The sequence below is a fragment of the Streptomyces sp. NPDC056580 genome (genome assembly GCF_042793175.1).
In the GTDB taxonomy this organism is placed as follows: domain Bacteria; phylum Actinomycetota; class Actinomycetes; order Streptomycetales; family Streptomycetaceae; genus Streptomyces.
Map to the genome: position 1 here is coordinate 606507 of NZ_JBHTVE010000002.1, position 18858 is coordinate 625364.

Annotated in this window: 20 protein-coding genes and 1 riboswitch; of the genes, 8 read left to right on the plus strand and 12 right to left on the minus strand. The window is 73.5% G+C overall.

Annotated elements, in window-relative coordinates; genetic code table 11:
* Positions 1-99 precede the first annotated feature (99 nt).
* On the plus strand, positions 100-324 hold the full coding sequence (locus ACFQ9Z_RS06500) for a bacterioferritin-associated ferredoxin (protein WP_383011630.1): 225 nt from the start codon (positions 100-102) through the stop codon (positions 322-324).
* 19 nt (positions 325-343) lie between these two features.
* Here the strand turns inward: ACFQ9Z_RS06500 and bfr are convergent, their stop codons facing one another.
* Entirely contained in the window at positions 344-862 is a 519-nt protein-coding gene (gene bfr / locus ACFQ9Z_RS06505; protein WP_383011633.1) for a bacterioferritin, read from the minus strand.
* A gap of 174 nt (positions 863-1036) precedes the next feature.
* Between bfr and ACFQ9Z_RS06510 the strand changes: the two genes are divergently transcribed.
* Positions 1037-1669: a sulfite oxidase-like oxidoreductase gene (locus ACFQ9Z_RS06510; RefSeq protein WP_383011636.1), complete on the plus strand. Its 633-nt coding sequence runs from the start codon at positions 1037-1039 to the stop codon at positions 1667-1669.
* A 49-nt stretch (positions 1670-1718) separates the two neighbouring features.
* On the opposite strand, the gene ACFQ9Z_RS06515 is transcribed toward ACFQ9Z_RS06510, so the two are convergent.
* From ACFQ9Z_RS06515 to thiO, 6 genes are all read right to left on the minus strand, one after another.
* Positions 1719-2228, minus strand: coding sequence for a DUF4396 domain-containing protein (locus ACFQ9Z_RS06515; protein WP_383011855.1), 510 nt, complete (start codon positions 2226-2228; stop codon positions 1719-1721).
* Positions 2229-2312: 84 nt separating this feature from the next.
* A complete protein-coding gene (locus tag ACFQ9Z_RS06520; protein ID WP_383011639.1) occupies positions 2313-3224 on the minus strand; it encodes a deoxyribonuclease IV in 912 nt (303 codons plus the stop codon).
* Positions 3225-3289: 65 nt separating this feature from the next.
* The gene (gene pknB / locus ACFQ9Z_RS06525; protein WP_383011642.1) at positions 3290-5215 is read right to left on the minus strand and encodes a Stk1 family PASTA domain-containing Ser/Thr kinase; all 1926 of its coding nucleotides are present in this window, start codon (positions 5213-5215) and stop codon (positions 3290-3292) included.
* Positions 5216-5334: 119 nt separating this feature from the next.
* Positions 5335-6156, minus strand: coding sequence for a thiazole synthase (locus ACFQ9Z_RS06530; RefSeq protein WP_383011645.1), 822 nt, complete (start codon positions 6154-6156; stop codon positions 5335-5337).
* A 4-nt stretch (positions 6157-6160) separates the two neighbouring features.
* Positions 6161-6361: a sulfur carrier protein ThiS gene (thiS, locus tag ACFQ9Z_RS06535; RefSeq protein WP_383011858.1), complete on the minus strand. Its 201-nt coding sequence runs from the start codon at positions 6359-6361 to the stop codon at positions 6161-6163.
* Between the two features lie 2 nt (positions 6362-6363).
* Entirely contained in the window at positions 6364-7524 is a 1161-nt protein-coding gene (gene thiO / locus ACFQ9Z_RS06540) for a glycine oxidase ThiO (protein WP_383011649.1), read from the minus strand.
* A riboswitch (TPP riboswitch) is annotated at positions 7522-7633 on the minus strand. It overlaps the preceding gene by 3 nt.
* A gap of 52 nt (positions 7634-7685) precedes the next feature.
* Between thiO and ACFQ9Z_RS06545 the strand changes: the two genes are divergently transcribed.
* The 6 genes from ACFQ9Z_RS06545 to ACFQ9Z_RS06570 all read left to right on the plus strand — a co-directional run bounded on the left by ACFQ9Z_RS06545 (position 7686) and on the right by ACFQ9Z_RS06570 (position 12569).
* On the plus strand, positions 7686-8036 hold the full coding sequence (locus ACFQ9Z_RS06545; protein WP_383011653.1) for a hypothetical protein: 351 nt from the start codon (positions 7686-7688) through the stop codon (positions 8034-8036).
* 32 nt (positions 8037-8068) lie between these two features.
* Positions 8069-9295, plus strand: coding sequence for an NAD(P)/FAD-dependent oxidoreductase (locus ACFQ9Z_RS06550; RefSeq protein ID WP_383011656.1), 1227 nt, complete (start codon positions 8069-8071; stop codon positions 9293-9295).
* A 141-nt stretch (positions 9296-9436) separates the two neighbouring features.
* On the plus strand, positions 9437-9802 hold the full coding sequence (locus tag ACFQ9Z_RS06555) for an Rv2175c family DNA-binding protein (protein ID WP_383011659.1): 366 nt from the start codon (positions 9437-9439) through the stop codon (positions 9800-9802).
* Positions 9803-9893: 91 nt separating this feature from the next.
* A complete protein-coding gene (gene thiE, locus ACFQ9Z_RS06560; protein WP_383011663.1) occupies positions 9894-10541 on the plus strand; it encodes a thiamine phosphate synthase in 648 nt (215 codons plus the stop codon).
* Positions 10542-10677: 136 nt separating this feature from the next.
* The gene (gene metF / locus ACFQ9Z_RS06565; RefSeq protein ID WP_143636482.1) at positions 10678-11601 is read left to right on the plus strand and encodes a methylenetetrahydrofolate reductase [NAD(P)H]; all 924 of its coding nucleotides are present in this window, start codon (positions 10678-10680) and stop codon (positions 11599-11601) included.
* A 56-nt stretch (positions 11602-11657) separates the two neighbouring features.
* Positions 11658-12569 carry a hypothetical protein gene (locus ACFQ9Z_RS06570; protein ID WP_383011667.1) on the plus strand — a complete coding sequence of 304 codons (912 nt, stop codon included), beginning with the start codon at positions 11658-11660 and terminating at the stop codon, positions 12567-12569.
* Positions 12570-12585: 16 nt separating this feature from the next.
* On the opposite strand, the gene ACFQ9Z_RS06575 is transcribed toward ACFQ9Z_RS06570, so the two are convergent.
* The 5 genes from ACFQ9Z_RS06575 to ACFQ9Z_RS06595 form a co-directional block, all read right to left on the minus strand.
* Positions 12586-14100, minus strand: coding sequence for a phytoene desaturase family protein (locus ACFQ9Z_RS06575; RefSeq protein ID WP_383011670.1), 1515 nt, complete (start codon positions 14098-14100; stop codon positions 12586-12588).
* The gene (locus ACFQ9Z_RS06580) at positions 14082-14771 is read right to left on the minus strand and encodes a DUF4126 domain-containing protein (RefSeq protein WP_383011673.1); all 690 of its coding nucleotides are present in this window, start codon (positions 14769-14771) and stop codon (positions 14082-14084) included. Before ACFQ9Z_RS06580 ends, ACFQ9Z_RS06575 begins: the two co-directional genes overlap by 19 nt.
* A 378-nt stretch (positions 14772-15149) precedes the next feature.
* Positions 15150-15779: a TetR/AcrR family transcriptional regulator gene (locus ACFQ9Z_RS06585; protein WP_383011677.1), complete on the minus strand. Its 630-nt coding sequence runs from the start codon at positions 15777-15779 to the stop codon at positions 15150-15152.
* Between the two features lie 47 nt (positions 15780-15826).
* Positions 15827-17911, minus strand: coding sequence for a YhgE/Pip family protein (locus ACFQ9Z_RS06590; RefSeq protein ID WP_383011680.1), 2085 nt, complete (start codon positions 17909-17911; stop codon positions 15827-15829).
* Positions 17883-18740 (minus strand): ATP-binding cassette domain-containing protein, encoded by an 858-nt coding sequence (locus ACFQ9Z_RS06595; protein WP_383011684.1) that lies wholly within the window; start codon positions 18738-18740, stop codon positions 17883-17885. Before ACFQ9Z_RS06595 ends, ACFQ9Z_RS06590 begins: the two co-directional genes overlap by 29 nt.
* Positions 18741-18858 lie beyond the last annotated feature (118 nt).

Below are 18858 nucleotides of genomic sequence, written 5' to 3' on the forward strand. Positions count from 1 at the left end.
TCGCGCTTTCGCACCTCTGACGGGATGGGTTAGGTTAGGTTTGCCTCACCGGAAACGGGACGGCAGTACATCAGCGATCCCGTCGGGAGGTGAATCCGCGTGTACGTCTGCAGTTGCTTCGGCATCACCGAGGCCCAGGTCAAGCAGCATGCGGAGGACGGCGCCTGCACCCCCCGCCAGATAGCCTCCGCCTGCAAGGCGGGCACGGACTGCGGCGGCTGCGTACGGCGCATCCAGGCGCTGCTCGGCCGGGGCGCCTGCCCACGCCGGGAGCTGATCGACCGGCGCGTGCCGGCCCTCGAGCGGCTGGACGACGCCGCCTGACGCCGCCGTCCGCGGCGGCTCACTGCGTGGCGAAGCCACCGGTGCCCGGTCCGGAGGGGTCGGGCTGGCTCTGCTCGATCACCGTCGACAGGTAGAGCGCCTCACCGAGCTTGTCCACGAGCTCGAGCTGGGTGTCCAGATAGTCGATGTGGTGCTCCTCGTCGGCCAGGATCGCCTCGAAGACGTTCGCCGACGTGATGTCGTCCTTCTCGCGCATGAGCTGGACGCCCCGGCGCAGCCGGTCGACGGCCTCCACCTCGATCTGCCGGTCGGCCTGGAACATCTCGGCCACCGTCTGCCCGACCCGGACGTGGAAGAGCCGCTGGTAGTTCGGCAGCCCGTCCAGCAGCAGGATGCGGTCGGTCAGGACCTCGGCGTGCCGCATCTCGTCGAACGACTCGGCCCGGGTGTACTGGGCGAGCTTCGTCCATCCCTTGTGGTCCTGCAGCTTGGCGTGCAGGAAGTACTGGTTGATCGCGGTCAGCTCGGCGGTCAGCTGCTCGTTGAGCAGTTCGATGACCTCGGGGTCGCCCTGCATCGCGATGGACTCCTTCAGGTGGTCGAACCGGTTGGCTAGCGCCGCATGATTTCACCGGCCGGGAGGATCTTCCAGTAAGTGCGTACTTAGTACGTAAGTGGCGTCTTGACGTCATCTGTCCGATGTGAGGAAGGGTGGTCAAGGGCACCGCCCGAGGTCTGTCAGGATGGATACATGGGTCATCCGGTGGAGCGAGCGTCTGGAGAAGCGGCAGGGTCCGAGCTTCCGCCGGGGCAGCGGCTGCAGCGTGGCTGGCCGGTCACGCACTACGGCCCGGTGCCGAAGTTCCGGCCCGAGCGCTGGGAGTTCCGGGTCTTCGGCGCCACCGCCGACGGCGACAAGCACACCTGGGACCACGATGAGTTCACCGCGCTGCCGTACACCACCGTGGTCGCCGACCTGCACTGCGTGACGAAGTTCAGCATGGTGGGCGCGGAGTGGGGCGGCGTCCCGGCCCGGGCGATCCTGGACCTCGCCCCGCCGGCCGCGGACGTCACCCATGTGATGGTGTGGGCTGAGTACGGGTTCAGTTCCAACCTGCGGCTCGCCGACTTCGCCTCCGGCCGCACGGTCTTCGCCACCCACAAGGACGGCGAACTGCTCACCGCCGAACACGGCTTCCCGGTCCGCCTGATCGTCCCGCACCTGTACGCCTGGAAGGGCCCGAAGTGGGTCCGGGGCGTGGAGTACATGACCGCCGACCGGCGCGGCTTCTGGGAGGAGCGCGGCTACCACAACGTCGGCGACCCCTGGAAGGAGCAGCGTTACTCCTACCAGGAAGAGCCCGGGGAGGGTCCCGAGCTCTGATCCCGGCGGGCATGGACGGGGTTCGCGCGGTCCCGGCGCCCCGGCCGGGTCAGTGGTGGTACCGGTGCACCACCGCGTGCCCCTTGCCCCGCCCGATCGTCCACTTGTTGACCGGGGTGGTCACGACGAACGCGATCACCAGCGAGACGGCCAGCGAGACCCAGAACAGCGTGTCGGCGAGCGTGGCGTCCATCGCGGACGGCCAGACCAGGATCGTGCCGTTGTCGATCACCTCCATCACGGCGATGGACAGGGTGTCGGCGGCAAGGGCCACGCGGACGGCGGTCCGCAGGTCGACGCCGGCCCGCAGGACCCCGCGCATGGTGAGCGAGTAGCCGAAGAGGAAGGCCAGGGCGACGGCCAGCAGCGTGGTCGGCAGGTTCCCCCAGCCGAGCGCGGTGCCGACGACCATGCCCAGCACCTCGCCGACGGCGCAGCCGGTGAGGCAGTGCAGGGTGGCCTGCGCGGCCATCGGCCAGCTCGCCGCGCCGTGACCGTGGCCGGACCCGTGGTCGTGGCCCGGGCCGTGCTGGTGGTGGGTGTGCGCCGTGTGCTCCATGAGGTCCCCCAATGCCGGACGGACGGTTCCCGTGCCCATGGGAACCGCATACCCCCCAGGGGTATTCCCTATTCCGTACGGGGGTCAGGAATCTCGGAGTCTCTTCAGCCGCTCCACGTCCGCCGCGTGCCCCTCCTTGCCGCCCGGGGTCTCGATGACCAGCGGCACGCCCGCCGTCGCCGGGTGGGTCATCAGCGCGCGGAACGGGTCCTCGCCGATGTGACCGGCGCCGATGTTCTCGTGCCGGTCCTTGTGCGCGCCCGCCACGTCCTTGGAGTCGTTGGCGTGGATCAGCTTCAGCCGGCCCTCGCCGACGGTGCCGACCAGCAGATCGAGGGTCTGGTGCATGCCGCCGGGGCCGCTCAGGTCGTGCCCGGCGGCGAAGACGTGACAGGTGTCCAGGCAGACGCCGAGCTTGGGGTGGGCGTCCAGCGCCTCGAAGTACGGTCCGAAGTCCCAGGTGCGGGAGCACAGCGAGGCGCCCTGCCCGGCGGTCGACTCCAGCAGCAGGAACGGGTCGTCGTCGTGGGTCAGTTCGTCCAGCAGCGGCAGCAGACGGGCGCGCACCTGCTTCAGCGCCACATCCCGCGCCCGTCCGCCGGTCGCGCTGCCCGTGTGCACCACCACGCCGAGCGCCCCGATCTCCCGGCCGCGCCGCAGCGAGTGCCTGAGCGACTCCACCGAGCGCTCCACGGTCGCCTCGGTGTGCGAGCCGAAGTTGATCAGGTAGGGGGCGTGCACGTACGCCGGGACCGACTCCGCGGCGCACGCCTCGCGGAACGCCTCGTCCTGCCGCGGGTTCCCGGCCGGCGTGGCCCACCCGCGCGGATTGGCGACGAAGACCTGCACGGTCTCGGCCTTCAGATCGCGGGCGTAGGACAGCCCCACCGAGTGCAGACCCCCGGCCACCGGAACGTGACCGCCGATCGGGTTGCGGGCGGGGCCGGCAAGGGGCGGCGCGGCGGAACGGGACGGCTGGGACGGCTGGGATGTCACCCGTTCAGGGTGTCATGCCGTCCCCCGCCGCCGGGCCGCGGTCCCCGGTGACCCCGCTCACCGGCTCAGCGGATGGTGATCGTGATCGTCGATCCCTTGGGCGCCTTGCCGCCCGCGTCCACCGACTGCTTCCGCACGGTGTCGCCGAACAGCCCGAGCAGGCCGCGGTCCTCGTTCACCTCGAAGCCGGCGGCCTCGAGCCGCTGCGTGGCGTCGTCCACGCTGGAGCCGACCACGTCCGGCACCTTCACCATCTCCGGGCCCTTGGACAGGATCAGCGTCACCGTGTCGCCCTCGGCGGCCCGGCCCCCGGCCCCCGGGCTCTGCCGGGCGACCCGGCCCTTGTCGAACTCGGAGTTGACCCGCTGCACGGCGATCCGGACCTTCAGCCCCGCGTCCTGAAGGTCCTGCCGGGCGCTGTCCGGGTCCTCACCGGTGACGTCCGGCACGTCGACCGGACTGCCCTTGCTGACCAGGAGCGCGATCGCCGAGCCCGCGTGCCGCGCGGTGCCCGTCTCCGGGTCGGTGCCGATCACCGAGCCGCGCGCCACGCTGTCGCTGAAGTCGCGGTTGACCATGCCCGGCTCGAGCCCGGCGGACTTCAGCCGCGAGCGCGCCTCGGCCAACGGCACCCCGCGCAGGTCGGGCACCTTCACGATCCTGGGTCCACGGGAGATGACCAGGGTCACCGAGCCGTTGCCCCGGATACGGGACCCGGCCGTCGGGTCGGAGCTGACGACCGTGCCGTTCCTGACCGTGTCGTTGAACTCGCGCTTGACCTCCTTGACGTGGAGGCCGGACTCCTTCAGCCGCGCCGTCGCCTGCTCCTCGGTCTTCGCCAGCAGCGGCGGGACCTTGGTGAACTGCCCGGAGTTGATGTACCAGACCCCGGCGCCCACGCCGAGGACGACGAGCACGACGGCGACGAGGGCGGCCAGCCCGCGTCCCGGGCGGAGCGGCCCCCGCCGCGCGGGGACCGGCGGGCTCTGCAGCCGGCTGGTGTACCGGACGTCCGCCGGGCCCGCGTCCTCGTTGACGGGCAGCGGCCGGGGCACGGTCAGCGAGCGCGGGATCACACTCGTGCGGTCCCCGGCGTTGTCGTGCTCCACGGTCAGCGCCCGCGGCGGCACGGCGTCGAGCTGCCCGGCGCTGAGCCCGGCACGCGCCCGCAGCACCTGGCCGAGCAGGGCCGCGGCGTCGTCCGGCCGCAGGTCCGGGGTGCGCGCGGTCGCCGAGGCGACCAGCTCGTCCAGCTCCGGCGGCAGCCCCGGCACGAGCGCCGAGGGCGGGGGCACGTCCTCGTGGATGTGCTTGTACAGGATCTGCGCGGGGGAGTCCCCGGAGTGCGGCTTGCCGCCGGTCAGCATCTCGTAGAGGACGACACCGCAGGCGTAGACGTCGACACGGGGGTCGGCGGCGCCCTGCTCCACCTGCTCGGGCGCGAGGTACGACACGGTGCCGAGGACGGAGCCCGTGGTGCCGGTCACCGTGTCCACCGAACGCACCAGCCCGAAGTCGGCGACCTTGACCCGGCCGTCGTCGCCTATCAGCACGTTCTCGGGCTTCATGTCCCGGTGCACGAACCCGGCCCGGTGCGCCGCGCCGAGCGCGGCCAGCACCGGCTCCAGGATGTCCAGCGCCGCCCGGGGCTGCAGCGCCCCGCGCTCGCGCAGCACGTCCCGCAGGGTGCATCCCGCGACGTACTCCATCGCCAGGTACACGTAGCCCCCGTCGGTGCCCTGGTCGAAGACCTGCACCACGTTGGGGTGGGCGAGCCGGGCGACCGACTTGGCCTCCCGGATGAACCGGTCCACGAACGACCCGTCGGCCGCCAGGGCCGGGTGCATCACCTTGAGCGCGAGGACCCGGTCCAGGCGGGTGTCCAGGGCCCGGTAGACCGTGGCCATCCCGCCGACCGCGATCCGCGCGTCGACGCGGTAGCGTCCGTCGAGCACCTGCCCGACGATCGGGTCCTGAAGGGGCGTATCCACGCAGGCGAGTGTACGAGGGCCGACGGACACCGCCCCACGCTGCGCCATTCCGGTGACGGACTGCAGCAGACCTGTGACGGTCCCGGAGGCGGACGGGCCGAGCCCTGGAGGCGGACGGACTAGACGGAGTCCGGCAGCGCGCCGGACCGGAACGCGGGCCGCTCCGGGTCCAGGTCGGCGCGCCCGGCGGCGGGGGAGGAGGCCTCGGCGAAGTGCCTGCGCGGGATCCGGCCGGCCAGCCGGGCCAGCCGCCCCGCCTCCACCGCGTGCCGCATCGCGGCGGCCATCGTCTCGGGCCGCTGGGCCCGCGTCACGGCGGAGGCGAGCATCACACCGGCGCAGCCCAGCTCCATCGCCAGGGCGACGTCCGAGGCCGTGCCGGCGCCCGCGTCCAGGATCACCGGCACGCGCGCGTGCTCGACGATCAACTGGAAGTTGTGCGGGTTGCGGATCCCGAGCCCGGAGCCGATCGGGGAGCCGAGCGGCATCACCGCCGCACAGCCCACGTCCTGCAGCCTGCGCGCCAGCACGGGATCGTCGTTCGTGTACGGCAGCACCGTGAAACCCTCGTCGACCAGCGTCTCCGCCGCGTCCAGCAACTCCACCGGATCCGGCAGCAGGGTGCGCTCGTCGGCGATGACCTCCAGCTTGACCAGGTCGGTGCCGAGCGCCTCGCGCGCGAGGCGGGCCGTCAGCACGGCCTCACCCGCGGTGAAGCAGCCCGCGGTGTTCGGCAGCACCCGGATGCCGAGCCTCTGCAGGACCGAAAGCACCGAGCCGTGCACCCCGGGATCGACCCGCCGCATCGCCACCGTGGTCAGCTCCGTGCCGGAGGCGACCAGCGCGCGCTCCAGCACCTCCAGGCTGGGCGCGCCGCCGGTGCCCATGATCAGCCGGGACCCGAAGGGCACCCCGCCCACCAGGAAGGGGTCGTCGGTCATGTGGTCAGCCTCCCTGTACGGCGGTGAGGACTTCGACGCGGTCGCCCTCGCGCAGCGCGGTGGCCGCCCACCGCCCGCGCGGTACGACCGTCTCGTTGACGGCCGCGGCCACCCCGGAGGGCGCCGCGGTCAGGGACCGCACCAGCGCATCGAGCGCGGTGCCCGGGACGATCTCCCGGCGCTCGCCGTTGACCGAGACACAGATGCTCATGCGGGCTGCTCCACGAGTACGGCGCCGAAGCGCTCCGGGGTGAACGGACGGGCCGCCTCCGGCAGCTCGCCGCCGGCCAGCAGCGCGGCCATGACGTCCCCGGTGACCGGGGTGAGCAGCACGCCGTTGCGGAAGTGCCCGGTGGCCAGCAGCAGCCCGTCGAGCGAGGACGGGCCGAGCAGCGGGGCGTTGTCGGGGGAGCCGGGGCGCAGGCCGGCCCCGGTCTCGGTGAGGGGCAGCTCGGTGATCCCCGGGACCAGCTCGTGGGCGTCGCGCAGCAGCTCGTACACACCGCCGGCGGTCACCGTGGTGTCCCAGCCCAGCTCCTCGCTGGTCGCGCCAACGACCAGCTCGCCGTTCTCCCGGGGCACCAGGTAGACCTGGCTCCCGCGCACAACGGCCCGCACGGTGCGGCTCAGGAAGGGCGCGTACCGCCTGGGCACGGTCAGCCGCAGCACCTGGCCCTTCACCGGCCGCACCGGGGGCAGCGCGTCGTCCGGGACGCCCGCGAGCCGCCCGCTGAGGCTGCCGCCCGCCAGCACCACCTGCCCCGCGCCCAGCCGGGTGCCGTCCGCCGCGGAGACCCCGGCGGCCCGGCCCCCGGCGACGTCGAGCCGCTCGGCCCAGCACCGGTGGAACACGACCCCGGCCCGCTCGCACGCGGCCACCAGGGCGGACGCCAGCCGTCTGGGATCGATCTGGTGGTCGCCGTCGACCCGCAGCCCGCCGCGCACCCCGGGCGCGAGCATGGGCTCCAGACGCCGGCACTCCCGCCCCGACAGCCACACGGAGTCGAGTCCCGAGCGCCGCTGGAGGGCGTGCAGCTCCCGCAGGTGGGCGCGGTCGTCCGAGTCGAGCGCCACGGCGAGCGTGCCGCAGCGCCGGTAGCCCAGGTCGTGGCCGGTGAGTTCGGTCAGCTCGGCCGCGAAGTCCGGGTAGCGGCGGGCCGACTCCAGGTTGAGGGCGAGCAGTCTCTCCTCGCCGTGGTGCAGTTCGGTGACCGCGGCCAGCATCCCCGCCGCGACCCGCGCGGCCCCGCCGCCGGGCTCGGGGTCCACCACGGCCGTGGCGAGCCCGCGCTGCGCGGCACGCCAGGCCGTGACCAGGCCGATGATCCCGCCCCCGATGACGAGGACGTCGGACGTACGTGACGGCATGGGCGTCCAGCCCCTCCCTTCGCCGGCATGACCCGGATCAGGTTCGTACGGTCGGAGGCCGCCAGCCTCCCTCTCAGCCCGGTGCGTCCGGGCTCCCGCGAGTGCTTGTACGGTGGCCACCCTAGCCCTCGGCGCCCCGACCCCGTAAGGAGCCCCGCCCCATGGCCCGCTCGCTCGACGGACTCGTCCTCGCCCCCGTGGCGGACCAGGCACCGGGTCAGGTGGGCACCCGCACCCGGTTCGCCTACCACGAGCGCGACGGCGAGGTCTGGGCCGAGTACGCGGGCGGCGACGTGGTGCGCGGCCACCTGGTGGGCACCCGGGAGGGGGACCGGTTGGACTTCCGGTACGTGCAGCTCAAGCGGGACGGGACCACGTCCTCGGGGCACTGCGTGTCGGCGGTCGTGGAGCTGCCCGACGGGCGGGTGCGGCTGGAGGAGACCTGGGAGTGGGAGTCGCAGCGGGGCGCCGGCACCAGCGTTGTGGAGCAGGTCACCGGGCACGCCCACTGACTGACGTTCCGTCAGTTGTCTAAGGTGATCGGGTGAGCGAGCAGACAGCACAGCAGGGCGCGCGGCGGCGGGTGGTCGTCGCCGGCGCGGGCATGGCCGGGGTGCAGACCGCGGTGGCCCTGCGCGAACAGGGCTTCACGGGCACCGTCACCCTGATCGGCGCCGAGCCCCACCAGCCCTACGACCGGCCGCCGCTGTCCAAGGCCGTGCTCCTCGGCACGGCCGAGGGCTCCGCCTTCGACGTGGACTTCGAGTCCCTCGGCATCGAACTCAGGCTCGGCTGCGAGGCGCTGGGCGTGCGCCCCGCCGACCACGAGCTGGACACCGAGGCCGGCCCCGTGCCGTACGACGTCCTGGTCCTGGCCACCGGCGCCGAGCCGGTCACGCTGCCCGGCGCCGAGGGCGTGCCCGGCGTGCACCTGCTGCGCACCCTGGACGACGCCGAACGGCTGCGCCCGGTGCTGGCCCGGCAGCACGACATCGTGGTCGTCGGCGCCGGCTGGATCGGCGCCGAGTTCGCCACGGCCGCCCGCGAGGCCGGCTGCGCCGTGACCGTCGTGGAGGCCGCCGACCGGCCGCTCGCCGGTGCGCTGCCCGCCGAGGTCGCCGCGCCCATGACCGCCTGGTACGCCGACAGCGGCGCCCACCTGCGCACCGGCGCGCGCGTGGAGCGCGTCGAGCCGGGCTCGGTGCTGCTCGCCGACGGCACCCGGCTGCCCGCGGGCGCCGTGGTGGTCGGCATCGGCGCCCGCCCCGCCACGGCCTGGCTGGCCGGCTCGGGCATCGAGCTGGGCGCGCACGGCGACGTCCTGGCCGACGACCGGCTGCGCACCTCCGCCGAGGACGTCTACGCGGTCGGCGACTGCGCCTCCTTCCCGTCCGCCCGCTACGGCGCCCGGCTGCTGATCCACCACTGGGACAACGCCCTGCAGGGGCCGCGCACCGTCGCCGCGAACATCCTCGGCGAGATCCCGGCGGTCTACGACCCGGTGCCGTACTTCTGGTCGGAGCAGTTCGGCCGGTTCGTCCAGTACGCGGGCCACCACGCCGCCGCCGACCGCATGGTCTGGCGCGGTGAGCCCGAGGGGCCGGCCTGGTCCGTGTGCTGGCTGCGCGAGGACCGGCTGGTCGCCCTGCTGGCGGTCGGCCGGCCGCGCGACCTGGCCCAGGGCCGGCGGCTGATCGAGGCCGGCCGCCGCATGGACCCCGGGGTCCTGGCCGACCCCGCGAGGCCGCTGAAGAGCGCAGCCCTCGACTAGGGCCTGTCTGACGATCCGTCGCGGAAGCGGCCGCCCTCCGGGTGACGGGGCCGCTTCCGCGACCGGCCCCGGCGGCGTCGTCTCCCCCGCGCGGACCGGCCTGGCTTCCGACTGTCGGTAGGGGATGGCAGGCTAGATCCCGTGACCGAGATTGACGCAAAGATCGATGCTCTCGTCCCCGCCTGGCTCACCCTCCCCGACATCGCCGAACAGCTCGGCGTCGAGGTGACGCGTGTGCGGCAGCTGGTCAAGGAGGGCCAGCTCATCGCCGTGCGCCGAGGTGAGAACCGGGCGCTGCACGTCCCCGCCGCCTTCATCGACGGGGACAAGGTCGTCAAGGGCCTGTCCGGGACCCTGACGCTCCTGCGGGACGACGGCTTCACGGTCGAAGAAATGATCGAATGGCTGTTCACCCCCGACCCGAGCCTGCCCGGCACCCCCGCGCAGGCACTGAGCGAGAATCGCGGCACGGAGGTGAAGCGGCGCGCCCAGGCGCTCGCCGTCTGAACCGACCCGCACCGCGCGGTGGCGTACCGGCCCCGGCCCGTACGCCACCCCTTCGCACGCCCATGGACACCGACCACGGGGGGACCCACGCATGACCGACACCGCCCGCGACAGGCTCGCCGACGCCCGCCTGTACCTCTGCACGGACGCCCGCAGACGGCAGGGCGACCTCGCCGAGTTCCTGGACGCGGTCCTGGCGGGCGGTGTCGACGTCGTGCAGCTGCGCGACAAGGGCATGGAGGCCGCCGAGGAGCTGGAGCACCTCCAGGTCCTCGCCGACGCCTGTGCCCGGCACGGCAGGCTGCTCGCGGTCAACGACCGGGCCGACGTCGCCCACGCCGCCCGCGCCGACGTGCTCCACCTGGGCCAGGGCGACCTGCCCGTGCCCGCCGCCCGCGCCGTCCTCGGCGACGGCGTGCTGATCGGCCGCTCCACCCACACCGAGTCCGAGGCCGCAGCGGCCGCCGTCCAGCCGGGCGTGGACTACTTCTGCACGGGCCCGTGCTGGCCCACCCCGACCAAGCCCGGCCGCCCCGCCCCCGGCCTCGGCCTGGTGCGGTACGCCGCGGGCCTGGGCACCGACCGCCCCTGGTTCGCCATTGGCGGGATCGGCCTCGGCAACCTGGAGCAGGTGCTGGACGCGGGCGCCCGCCGGGTGGTCGTGGTCCGCGCGATCACCGAGGCCGACGACCCGGGCGAGGCCGCGGCACGGTTCGCCAAGCGGCTGCGGCAGGGCTAGCGGCGGCGCCGCTGACGGGGCCGCGGCCGCCCGCGCTGTCCGGGTCAGTGTCCAAGGGGTGGACGAGAAAGCGGCAAATCGGGCAAATGGTCGGCGTGCGGTTGGGGGACCGCCCACCCCTGGCTAACCTGCGGGTATGGCCCTCGGAACCGCATCGACCAGGACTGATCGCGCACGCACCGTGCGTGACATCCTCGCCGCCGGCAAGACGACGTACTCGTTCGAGTTCTACGCGCCGAAGACGCCCCAGGGCGAGCGGAACCTGTGGAACGCGCTGCGCCGGGTCGAGGCGGTGGCCCCGGACTTCGTGTCCGTCACCTACGGCGCCGGCGGCACCACCCGCACGACCACGGTCCGGGAGACCCAGCAGATCGTCGTGGACACGACGCTCACGCCCGTCGCCCACCTCACCGCGGTCGACCACTCCGTCGCCGAGCTGCGCAACATCATCGGCCAGTACGCGGACGCCGGCATCCGCAACATGCTGGCCGTGCGCGGCGATCCGGCCGGCGACCCGATGGGCGAGTGGGTCCCGCACCCCCAGGGCCTGACGTACGCGGCCGAACTCGTCCGGCTCATCAAGGAGTCGGGTGACTTCTGCGTCGGCGTCGCCGCGTTCCCCGAGATGCACCCGCGCTCGGCCGACTGGGACACCGACGTCCGCCACTTCGTCGACAAGTGCCGGGCGGGCGCCGACTACGCCATCACACAGATGTTCTTCCAGCCGGAGTCGTATCTGCGGCTGCGCGACCGGGTGGCGGCCGCGGGCTGCGAGACCCCGGTCATCCCGGAGATCCTGCCGGTCACCAGCGTGCGGATGCTGGAACGGGTGCCCAAGCTCAGCACCGCGCTGTTCCCGGACGCCCTGAAAGAGCGCATCCTCACAGCGAAGGACGATCCGGCGGCGGTACGCTCCATCGGTATCGACTTCGCCACGGAGTTCTGCGCGCGGCTGCTGGCCGAGGGAGTGCCCGGACTGCACTTCATCACGCTCAACAACTCCACGGCGACTCTGGAAATCTACGAGAACCTGGGCCTGCACCACCCCCCGCAGGCCTAGACCGGCCGCACCGCGGTACGACACACTGCGTAACGGCCACTGGGAGAGGGGCGTACATGGGCTGGACGGTCCTCTACATCGCGTTCGGCGTCGTCGCACTGTGGTTGCTCGGTGAGGTGCTGCTGCAGTACAAGGCGCGGCTGCGCTGGCGGCTGCTCGCCTTCGCCGGCTTCCTCGGCGTCGTCGTCGGTGTGCTGATGCCGTCGGTCGTCGTCATCGGCGCGGGCGCGATCGCCTTCGCGCTCGGCCAGACCTACGTCACGCTGTCCTTCCGGCGCGGCTTCGCCTCCGGCTGGGCGGTCAAGCGCCCCGAGGACGAGGCGGAGAGCGGCGGCAGCAAGCGCCGCCGCGGCAGGGCCGAGCGCCGGGAACCGACCCCGGAGGTCTCCGACCTGGAGGCGGCCGGGGGTCACGACGACGCCGGCTACGGCCACGAACAGCCCGCCCACGCCGACGAGTACGACCACGACGACGTCTTCACCCCGGCCCGCTCCGCCGAGCCGTCCGCCGCCGGGACGGGCGCCGTCTACGAGCCCCAGCCCCTCCCGGACGACACCGGCTCCTACGGCGTCTACGGCGACACCGCCTACGCGGGCGCGGCCCAGGCCCAGGGCGCCGACCAGAACTACGCCTACGGCTACTCGGGATACGGCCAGCAGGACTACGGCTACGACAACGGCGGCCAGCAGGGCTACGCCAACTACTCCGACCCCTACGTCGGCGCCCAGGGCTACGGGGGCGCCTCCTACGACGCCGGCTACGGCCAGCAGCAGTACGGGCAACAGGGCTACGGCCAGGACCCGTACGCCGGCGGCGGCTACGGCGAGACCCCGGCCGGCGGGGTCTGGGTGCCGCAGCAGCGCAGCGACGAGAGCCACGGCGGCGAACTCCCGCAGGAGCAGCCCTACCCGTACCAGGGCAACGAGCAGCAGCACGGCGCCGGGTACGACGAGCAGTACCGCTTCTGAGGCCGCGGCTCCCGGCTCACCGGGAGCCGCGGAACTCCGGTCCCTCCACGATCAGCCCGGCCACCAGCGCCCCCGACATCCCGGCGTGCGGCAGCCCGCCGCCGGGGTGGGACCAGCCGCCCACCCGGTACAGCCCGGGCAGCCGCGTGGTGTTCGCCGGGTGCAGGAAACGGCCCCGGCCCGCGGCGAGCGCGGGAGCGGGCACGGCCCCGGACCGGGCGCCCGTCTCCCGCTCCGTGTGCACGGGGGTGCGCACCTCGTGCCAGAGCAGACGCTCCCGCAGCCCGGGCACCGCGCGCTCGGCGGCTCCGACCAGGAAGTCCGTGTAGGACCGGACCGTGCCCTCCTCCTCCCAGGCGGCCCCGGCCGGCACCACGGCGGACACCACCACGGACTCGTGCGCGCCGTCCGGTGCGAGCGCGGGGTCGTCAGGGCGCAGCACGGTCACCGTGGGGCACACCGGCCGGTCGCCGCCGGGCGAGGCCAGGAGGTCCAGCTCGGTCTGGACGTCCGGGGCGTGGACGACCGTGCGGTGGACGGCTCCCGGTTCCCGGCCGCCCCGCAGGGCCAGCAGGGCCGTGAACCGTCCGGGCGCGGGCAGGACCGGATCACCGGGCAGCACGTCCCCGTCCGCGTCCAGCGGATGCTCCGTCAGCACCCGCAGCCGTGCCGGGTCCACGTCCGCCACCACGTGGTCCGCCTCCACCAGCGAACCGTCGGCGAGTTCGATCCCCGCCGCCCGGCCGTCCTTCCGCAGGATCCCGGTCACCTCGGCGCCGAAGCCGAACTCGACCCGCCGCTTCAGGCACCGCTCGTACACCGCCCGCGCCAGCTCCCGGATGCCCCCGCGCACGTACCAGGTGCCGAAGGCGTGCTCCATGTACGGCAGCACGGCCGCGCTCGCCGGAGCGGTCCGGGGGTCGAGGCCGTATCCGAGCACATGGCTCTCCAGCAGGGCCGCCAGACGCTCGTCGCGCAGCTCCCAGGCGCCGATGTCGGCCAGGGTGGCCGCCCGGCGGGTGCGCAGCAGCCGCTTGTGCGGGACCGAGGGATAGGGCTCACGTTCGGCCAGCACCTGCCAGTTAGGCCACAGCGGCTCCTCCAGCAACGGCCGCCGGGTGCGGTCCCACGCCTCCCGGGCCCGCACCAGGAAGTCCCCCCAGCGCTGCCCGGCCCCCTCGCCCAGCGCCTCGTCCAGGGCCGCGACCACACCGGCGCGGGAGGCGTTCGGCAGGGACACCTCGGTGCCGTCGGCGAACACGTGCCGCGCGGACGGGTCGACCTGGACCAGCTCGACGACGTCCTCCAGCGGCTCCTTGCCGGTCTTGACGAACAGATCCCGGTACACGGCGGGCAGCGGCAGCAGCCCCGGGCCCGTGTCGAAGGCGAACCCCTCCCGCTCGAAGCGGCGCACCGCTCCGCCGTACGTCTCACTACGTTCGTACACCGCCACCCGGTGGCCCGCGACGGCCAGCCGGGCAGCGGCCGCCATCGCGCCCATCCCGGCGCCGATCACCGCAATCCGTGCCATGACCGCGACTTTATCCACCGACGCCGGCGGTCCCGCCGACGGGCGGTGCGAACCGGGTCAGCCCGGCGGTCCGGGCACCCGGGGGCCGGCCGCCGCTCCTCGCGCCGCCGGGCGCGGCGCCGCAGGAAGCGCCGGATGCGGGAGACCAGGAACCACAGCGCGACCAGCCCGCCGGCCAGCAGCACCGCCGCGACGACGGCGGCCGCCACGGGGTGGAACATCGCGAACGACACGACGCCCGCGACCCCCAGGTCCTCGGCGACGCTCAGCACGAAGTTGCTGAACGGCTCCGGCGAGGAGTTGACCGCCATCCTGGTGCCGGCCTTCACACCGTGGCTGGCCAGTGCCGTCGAGCCGCCGAGCAGCCCGGCCGCCACGTCCGGCAGCGAACCGCTCTGCCCGGCCAGCAGCGCCCCGACCCAGGCGCCCGCGAGCGGCCGCACGACGGTGTGCGCGGTGTCCCACACCGAGTCGACGTACGGGATCTTGTCGGCGACCGCCTCGCACAGGAACAGCACGGCCGCCACGACCAGCACCTCGGGCCGCTGCAGCGTCTGCGGGACGTCGTCGCTCAGTCCCGTCCGGCCGAACACGCCGAGCAGCAGCACCACCGCGTAGGCGTTGATGCCGCTGGCCCAGCCGCTGGTGAACACCAGGGGGAGTACGGACACCCGAAGGATGGTAGCCATCCGGCGGCCCGCCGTCCCGGGCCCGCGCAACCCGGTACTGAGTATCCGTACTCAGACGGCCGGATGAGTACGCGCGCGGATGGGCCGCGGCCGCCGGGAACGGGAGAGTGGAGGCACGGCAGGGGGCGCGGACCGGCACCGCCGGCACGGGGCGGCGGAACGGCGCCCGCGCCCTGGCCGCTCCTTCCGCCGATCCGTCGGCGGAAGCGAGGCACGGGGGACCCGCGGCGGACCACCACGGGGGACCATCGGGGGAGAACCGTACGGGGGAGGCACGGGGGAGTACGGGAAGCACGGGGGAAGCGGGAAGGCGCCGGCCCGGCAAGGGGCCGGCGCCTTCCCCGTGCTTCCGGCGGCGCCTCAGCCCTTCCCGCTCACCCGCCCCTGCAGCAGCCGGGACAGGGCCGCGTGGACGTCGTCCAGGGAACGCTCCGGCTGGAACGACTTCCAGTCCAGGGCGGCCACCAGCACCATGCCGACCAGCGCGGCCGCCGTGAGCTGGACGTCGATCTCGTCGCTGAACTCACCGGACGCCACGCCCTCGCGCAGCACCCCCTCCACGACGGCGACGGCCTCCTGCCGGACCACCATCAGCGTGGACTGCCAGGCGCGGTTGGTGCGCCACAGCTCGGCCACGTAGAGCTGGGTGAAGGCCGGGTAGCGGTCGATGAAGACCAGGCCCGCGCGGACCATCGCGTCCAGCGCGTCCACCTTGCCGCCGCCCTCGGCGGCGGTCCGCTCGGCCGCCTCCCTGAGGGACGCGGTGAGCAGGCCCACGCCGTGCCGCAGCAGCTCCTCGAAGAGGACCGACTTGCTCGCGAAGTTGTAGTAGACCGTGCCCTTCGCGACCCCCGCCCGCTCGGCGATCTCGTCCACGGTGGTGGCGGAGAAGCCCTGCTCGGCGATGAGCGTGACGGCCGCCTCGTAGAGCTTCTGCCGGGTGGCCTCGCGGCGGGTGCTGCCGCCGGACGTGGCGCTGCTGCTTTCCATGGCCCCGATTCTCACAGGTGCGCGCGCGTGCGGGGGCCTCCCGGGGGTCACAGGCTCAGTTCCGGGTGCAGCCGGTCCAGCGTCCACACCTGGCGGCGCCGGGCCGCGAGGGCGGTCAGCGCGACGGCGCCCGCGGTGAAGGCGGCCAGCACCCCGCACGCCTGCCAGACCGGGCCGAGCCCGCCGCCCGTGATCAGCCGGCGCAGGGCCTCCACGATGTAGCTCATCGGCAGGAACGGGTGGACGGCGTTGAAGAAGCCCGGGCTGGTCTGCACGGGGTAGGTGCCGCCCGCCGAGGTGAGCTGGAGCATCAGCAGCGCCAGCACCAGGATCCGGCCGGCCGCGCCGAAGCGGGCGTTCAACCACTGCACGATCGCTGCGAAGCAGGCCGCCGCCAGGAACAGGAACCCGACCGTGCCGGCCGCCCGCGCCATCCGCAGCCCGATCGCCCAGTGCAGCACCGCCATCAGCGCGGCCGTCTGCAGCACGCCCACCGCGACCACCGGCAGCCAGCCGGCCAGCGCGATCCGCCAGGCCGGCGAACCGGCCGCAAGGGCACGCCGGTTGAGCGGCGGGATCAGCATGTACGCCACCATCGCGCCGACCCACAGGGACAGCGGGATGAAGTACGGGGCGAAACCGGTGCCGTAGTTGGGCGCCTTGTGCAGGTCGTGGGAGGCGAGCTGGACCGGGTCGGCCATCACGCCGGTGCGCTGGTCGCGGTCCTGCTTGTCGTAGTCGGGGATCTTCTTCGCGCCGTCGTGCAGACCGCCGGCCAGCTTGCCGGAGCCGTCGACCAGCTTGTACATGCCGCCGCTGAGCGCCTGGGCGCCCGACTCGGCGGTGCCGATGCCCTTGTCGAGCTTCGCCGCCCCGGTGCCGGCGGTGCCGATCCCGGCGTGCAGCTTCTTGGCGCCGGCGGCGACCTCGGCCGCGCCGTCGTTCAGCTTGTTGATCTTCCTGACGGCGTCGTCGACGTCCTCGTACAGGTGCGGGGCGCGCTCGGCCAGGGCCTGGGCCTGCTTCTGGAGCGTGCCCAGGTTGTCCCGCATGGTCTTCAGGTCGCCGTCCTGGTCGGCGATCAGGGTGTTGAGGTCGTCGGCGACGGTGGCCACGTCGGCCGCCGCCTGCCTGGCCCTCTTCAGGTCCGGGCAGGCCGGGTCGGGGACCGCCGCCTTCTCGCAGCGAGCCGCGTAGACCTCGTCCAGCACGTCGGCGGAGGCGTGGGCGGCCTTGGCGGCGCCGGGCGCCGCCTTCACCAGGACCCCGAGGTTGTGCCGGACGGTCCCGGCCGAGTCCGCGACCAGCCGGGCGGTGTCCCCGATGGTCTTCTCGTTGTCCTTCAGGAACGGTCCGGCCTGCTCGTAGACGCCGTTGACGTCGTTCGCGAGCGTCTGGGTGCCGTCCGCGACCTGCCGGGAGCCGGTCTCCAGCCGGCCCGCGCCCGAGTCGAGCTTCTTCAGCCCCTTGGCCAGTCTGCCGCTGCCGCTCTTGGCGTCCTCCAGGCCTGCCGCGAGGTCCCTCGAGCCCTTCTCCGCCTTGCCGATGCCGCCCTTGAGGCGGTCGGCGCCCCGGGCGGCCGTCACGGTCTCGCCGTGGATGTCGGAGAAGGAGATGAAGATCCGGTCCAGGAACGTCCGGGACGCCTTGGTGGACGCGGCCGTGCGGACCTCGCTGAAGACGGTCCGGGAGATCTGGCCGACGATGTAGTTGTTGGCGTCGTTGGTGCGCACCCTGAGCGCGCTCGTCTCGGGGGAGCCCCCGGAACTGGAAGCGATCCGGCTGCTGAAGTCGGCGGGCATGGTCAGCGACAGGTAGTAGGTGCCGTCCTCCACGCCCCGGCGGGCCTCGGCGTCGCTCACCTCGTGCCACTCGAAGGTGCGGCTGTCGCGCAGCCCGGACACGATGTCGTCGCCGGCGGTGACCCTCTTCCCGCCCGCCGTGGCGCCCTTGTCGTCGTTCACCAGGGCCACCGGGATGCGGTCCAGCCGGCCGTAGGGGTCCCAGAAGGACCACAGGTACAGGGCGCCGTACAGCAGGGGCAGCACGAGCAGCGCGACCAGGGCGGCGCGCGGCAGCTTTCCCCGTCCGAAGCGCCTCAGCTCAAGCGCGGCCAGCCTGGGCGTGCGCATCCGCCTCGTCCTTCCGCTCGTTGCCGTCGTCGGAACCGGATGCCGGGGCGCTGTCGGCCGCGGGCTCCGGGGTGCTCTCGCCGCCGGGCTCCGGAACGCCGTCGGCGCCGGCCTTTGGGGCATGCCCGCCCCCGGCCTCCCCGGCCGGCCGGGCGGTGACGGCGAGGCAGTCGGCGGGGGCGGTGCGGCACACGGCCACCACCGTCGTCCCCGCGCGCGTGAGGGACCGCAACAGGTCCCAGATCTCCTCGCGTTCGGTGTCCGAGAGCTTCATGTCGACGTCGTCCACGCCGAGCAGCCGCGGCCGGCCGAGCAGCGCAAGCGCGACGGACAGCCGCAGTTCCGCCGGCCGGTCCAGGTCGCGCACCGCCGTGCGGGAGCCCTTGGGCAGCGTCTCCACGTCGAGTCCGGCGGCGGCCAGGGCCGCGTCGACGCGCAGCCGGGCCTCGTGGACCCGGTCCGGGCGGGGCCGCAGCGCCTCCCGCAGCGAGTCGCCGAACCGGCGCTGCATCAGGGCCCGTTCGCGCATGTGCTCCGCTACGGTCAGGGCCGGCTCCAGGTCGGTGACACCGGCCACGTTGGCCACGGCGCCGATCCGGCGCACGGCCGCCATGTGCCGGGGGAGTTTGAAGCCGGCCACCGCGGCCACTCCCTGAGTGGGTTTCATCCGTCCGGTGAGCGCGAGCAGCAGACACGTGCGGCCGGAGCCGGACGGTCCCTCGATCGCGATCAGTGAGCCGGGCTCCGCGTCGAGCGTGACGTCCCGGAAGACCCAACCCCGCGGCCCCTTGAGCCCGAGGCCCCCGGCGGTGAGGTGCGCGCCGTCCACAAGCCTCCCCCTTGCCTGTTCCGTTTTTGCACTGACTGGTCAGTACAAAAGTACTCCGAACCCTTGACCGAAGCAAAAGAGCAGGTCAGATCGGATTGTCAGTGCCATACCTCACGAT

What these genes read in the sequence shown, in the direction of transcription:
- ACFQ9Z_RS06590 (WP_383011680.1), bottom strand. Translation starts at nt 17,911, where the DNA reads ATGCGCACGCCCAGGCTGGCCGCGCTTGAGCTGAGGCGCTTCGGACGG.
- ACFQ9Z_RS06545 (WP_383011653.1), top strand. Translation starts at nt 7,686, where the DNA reads ATGGCCCGCTCGCTCGACGGACTCGTCCTCGCCCCCGTGGCGGACCAG.
- metF (WP_143636482.1), top strand. Translation starts at nt 10,678, where the DNA reads ATGGCCCTCGGAACCGCATCGACCAGGACTGATCGCGCACGCACCGTG.
- ACFQ9Z_RS06515 (WP_383011855.1), bottom strand. Translation starts at nt 2,228, where the DNA reads ATGGAGCACACGGCGCACACCCACCACCAGCACGGCCCGGGCCACGAC.
- ACFQ9Z_RS06585 (WP_383011677.1), bottom strand. Translation starts at nt 15,779, where the DNA reads ATGGAAAGCAGCAGCGCCACGTCCGGCGGCAGCACCCGCCGCGAGGCC.
- thiO (WP_383011649.1), bottom strand. Translation starts at nt 7,524, where the DNA reads ATGCCGTCACGTACGTCCGACGTCCTCGTCATCGGGGGCGGGATCATC.
- ACFQ9Z_RS06530 (WP_383011645.1), bottom strand. Translation starts at nt 6,156, where the DNA reads ATGACCGACGACCCCTTCCTGGTGGGCGGGGTGCCCTTCGGGTCCCGG.
- ACFQ9Z_RS06575 (WP_383011670.1), bottom strand. Translation starts at nt 14,100, where the DNA reads ATGGCACGGATTGCGGTGATCGGCGCCGGGATGGGCGCGATGGCGGCC.
- ACFQ9Z_RS06510 (WP_383011636.1), top strand. Translation starts at nt 1,037, where the DNA reads ATGGGTCATCCGGTGGAGCGAGCGTCTGGAGAAGCGGCAGGGTCCGAG.
- ACFQ9Z_RS06570 (WP_383011667.1), top strand. Translation starts at nt 11,658, where the DNA reads ATGGGCTGGACGGTCCTCTACATCGCGTTCGGCGTCGTCGCACTGTGG.
- bfr (WP_383011633.1), bottom strand. Translation starts at nt 862, where the DNA reads ATGCAGGGCGACCCCGAGGTCATCGAACTGCTCAACGAGCAGCTGACC.
- thiE (WP_383011663.1), top strand. Translation starts at nt 9,894, where the DNA reads ATGACCGACACCGCCCGCGACAGGCTCGCCGACGCCCGCCTGTACCTC.